Origin of the sequence: Flavobacterium sp., from assembly GCF_043773265.1 — a bacterium.
Classification (GTDB): domain Bacteria; phylum Bacteroidota; class Bacteroidia; order Flavobacteriales; family Flavobacteriaceae; genus Flavobacterium.
On the sequence record NZ_JAYVFH010000132.1, the window covers coordinates 1 to 3,956 of the forward strand.

Consider the following 3,956-nt stretch of genomic DNA (forward strand, 5'->3'; position numbering starts at 1 on the left):
GCAAGGCGTCCACAAGAAATCCTGGTTGCCCGTTCATTTTCACGGGTGCAATTATGGTGTTGGTATCCAACTTGTCCTCCGACATAAAAGCAATCGGCATAAAATAATGCTGGTAAAAAGCTTCCTTGAAATTGACTTCGAGCAAAACACCATAATAAGTGTTCTTTTTTGAAGTGATTTTAAAAGAATCTACCACTTCAATATACTTTAAAGTACTAGCTTTTCCGCCATACCAACGCTTATTGATAATATAATTTTCAAGAATGTCTGAAGAAAAAACTTTTACAAATTCCTTATCTTCAAATGCATTTTTCCAATCTGTTTTGAAAACAAACGGGTTTTGAAATTCATCTTCATTAATCTTGCTTTCTTTCATTATTTTGAAGTTTAATAAACTATTTCTATGTGGTTAAAAAAACCTTAAATCATTATCGTTGAATTTTAAATAAATGAAAAGGAAGTTCAGCAGAAAGTTCCACAAAATTCCATTCTTTATCCCAAATATAACTATTTCCTGTGATTAAATCGGTTACAGTAAACGATTGTCCTTCTTGAATATTTAATAATTGTAATGGAATTTTTACCCAAGTTTGTTTGGCATAGTATGCATCTAAACTACAAATCATTAGGGTTTCACTTTCTTTATTGTCATCGAATTTGTAATAAGCAATTACTTGATCATTATCGGTATCACAAAAATGAATATTATTGGTTTGCTGTAATGATATTTGCTCTTTTCTAATGTTGTTAATCTTACTAATTAACATTGTGATTTTATTTTCTTTTTCCCAATCCCAATGACGAATTTGGTATTTTTCAGAATCGATATATTCTTCTTTGCCAGGTATAGCATCAGAAATCATATGCTCGAAAACTGGTCCGTATATTCCAACTGAAGAACTTAATGTGGCTGCTAAAAAATACTTTTGTAGATAGGTACTTTCGTTTGCTCCTTGAAGTGCATATGGATTTATGTCTGGTGTGTTGGGCCAAAAGTTAGGTCTAAAAAATTCTTTTTGGCTAGATTGTGTAAGTTCAGTAACGTATTCTATTAACTCAGCTTTTGAATTTCTCCAAGTGAAATAGGTATATGATTGTGTAAATCCTTGTTTTGCTAGTTCGTTCATAATTTTTGGACGCGTAAAAGCTTCTGCAAGAAATAATACATCTGGATGTTTCTTCTTAATTTCAGTAATTAACCAACCCCAAAAATAAAAAGGTTTTGTATGCGGATTATCAACTCTAAAAATTTTGACTTCACATTCTTCAACCCAAAATAAAGCGCAATCTAATAACTCTTTCCAAAGATTTTTCCAATCGTCGCTTTCAAAATAAATAGGTAGTATATCTTGATATTTTTTTGGTGGATTTTCTGCATATTGAACTGTTCCATCTGGTCTCCATTTGAACCATTGCGGAAAATCTTTAACATATGGATGATCTGGTGCTGCTTGAAGAGCAAAATCCATTGCAATTTCTATTCCTAAGTTTTTAGCAGATTTTACTAATGATTTAAAATCTTCTAAAGTTCCTAATTCTGGATGAATAGATTTGTGTCCACCATATTTAGATCCAATTCCCCAGGGTGAACCAACATCATCTGGATTTGCATTTGTTGCATTATTTATTCCTTTTCTATTTAATTCGCCAATTGGATGAATTGGTGGGAAATATAAAGTATCAAAGCCCATTTTTGCAACTCTAGGTAATAATTTTTCACAATCTTTAAAATTACCGTGTTTTCCTAATTCATTCGATGCTGAACGAGGAAAAAATTCGTACCAAGTACTGAATAATGCTTTTGGTCTGTCAACATATATTTTAAATTCTTTAGATTGGTTTGCCAGAAACTTTGTTGGATTTTCTTTAAAAATACTTTTGAGTTTAGCTGAAACTGCTTCAATAATAGCATTATCATAGTTTTTTTCGTCAGAAAATATTTTTATTGTTTCTTGTAAATATTTTTTCTCAACTGAAGAAACTTTATTAAGTAAAGGTTTTAAGTATTCAATTCCTTCTAAAAGTTCAGATTTAACTTCTTGATTATCTATAATTTTCTTTCCAATTCCATATTGCCAATTTAAGGCATAATCAATCCACGACTCTACGAAATAAGAATAAAACCCTTGTTTTTCAACAGAAAATATTGCGACAAAAACATCATTAGAATCTGTATTCATTCTAATTTCTGTCCACTTTTTTTCTTCAATGTGTTTGTATTGTACCACAGCTTCCATTATATCGTGACCATCAGAAATAATATCCACTGAAACTTTAACATTTTGCCCAACAATTCTTTTTATGAAAAAATTCCCATTATCTAATTGAGGCAAAATATTTTCAATTATAACTCGCTTTTGATTTTGCATTTACAACTTTTTTTAGATTACTAAAATATAAAAAATATGGCATAAAAATTATTAAGAAAAAAAATATTTATCAAATTATAAATTAAATTAATTTGAAAATTTAATAGTTACTAATTTAGTTTCAAATTATATTAGCGTTTTAATTATGTTTAATTACATTAATGTCTGATAAAAAAATAAAATCACTATTTATATTATCTATATAACTGTTATTCAGTTGTTTGTTTTTTAAATTTTTTGCTTTCTAAATCAAGGCGTCAAAAAAAGGATAATTGTTATACTTCTGCTTTAATGATAATCCAGTATTTTCTGGATTTTCTAAAAATTTTATCAGTTGGATTTAATTGAAAAGATGAATTTCACAAAAACTAACCAAGTTTGAAAAAGCCCAGCTCCTTTTTAATTTCTTTTTGATTACTGCTATTAGCATATTAACAATTAAAACACAATAAAACTGAATTTTAATAGCATTTTCATTATCTCCTAAAAAAATATCGCAACGGAAAATTTTGTTTTAATTGCTTGAATAGTAATTTTATTGCCATCTAACTTTATACAGTCCTACGATTTAATCGGCTCTTAACTCAAACAAATTCGTAATAAATTCAAATTCTATTTTGTTTTCTCGGTCATAAAATTTTACTTTCCTGACTTTGTTGCTACTTTTCCTTCATTAACTTCTATTTCAATAATTTCCTCTTACAGAACACCACTGTGAATCTCATCAGAAACTTCTTTTACACTAACAATATCATAATTTGCATTGTCTTTGATTCGAGTTACAAATCCTGTTTTATTGTCTGTAAAATGCTTGAATTACTTGTAATCATTATAACCTTTGTCAAAAACATAAATGGTGTTGTCATCACATTTTAGTTTTTTTTAAAAGTTATGGTCGTTCGTTGTTACTGGGCTAAACCATACTAAACATGGCACTTTTTCATCAGCATTAATTACCTTATAAACTTTAATTCCGCCTTTACTTTTATTGTCTTTTGACTTTCTTCAACACAGCTCAAAATCTTTAAACAAGCTAATTGTTGTGCTATCGACAATTTTAACCTGTTTTTTTTAGAACATTTTGAATTCGACTGTCCGACAAAACTGAACCATATTCGAACAACAACTTATTATAAATATCTTCAAAAAACTCAACCTTTCTTTTCTTGTTTGCATTGGACAAAGTGCTTCGTTTTGGAATGTAACTCAATTGAAAACTTTCTGTTTTTCCAGACAATCCAAGCATTGCACAAGATACTTCTCGAAGTGAATTACAAATGGCAATCGAGTAAAAAAGTATACTTATCAAATGGTCTTTACTCTTAAAACGTTATACATATCTGTCGGAATCATTCATTTTTACTGCATCTTTTATTATTTTAACTTCAATTAAAGAAATCAGCTGTCCGAAAATAGATTTACTAGTAAAATAATTACTTTTTTCTCATCGTTTTTTGTCTTTTGCAAAACCAAATTACGATTTTAATTGAGAAGCCATTTTTATGGCTTCTTTTTTATTTGTTTTTATTTACTTTTATCGGACAACAATGATAATTAATTAATTTTTTTTGAAACTAATAAAAATTG

The 3,956-nt window shown here is 28.5% G+C and carries 2 protein-coding genes and 1 pseudogene; all 3 read right to left on the bottom strand.

All coding sequences use genetic code 11. The features are described 5' to 3' along the window. A pseudogene (locus ACH2BO_RS07225) lies at positions 1–376 on the bottom strand (trehalose synthase); the annotation flags it as partial. A 52-nt stretch (positions 377–428) separates the two neighbouring features. Beyond that, entirely contained in the window at positions 429–2,369 is a 1,941-nt protein-coding gene (locus tag ACH2BO_RS07230) for an alpha-1,4-glucan--maltose-1-phosphate maltosyltransferase (protein ID WP_395044081.1), read from the bottom strand. A 1,057-nt stretch (positions 2,370–3,426) separates the two neighbouring features. Continuing rightward, positions 3,427–3,678 (bottom strand): hypothetical protein, encoded by a 252-nt coding sequence (locus tag ACH2BO_RS07235; protein ID WP_395044082.1) that lies wholly within the window; start codon positions 3,676–3,678, stop codon positions 3,427–3,429. Positions 3,679–3,956 lie beyond the last annotated feature (278 nt).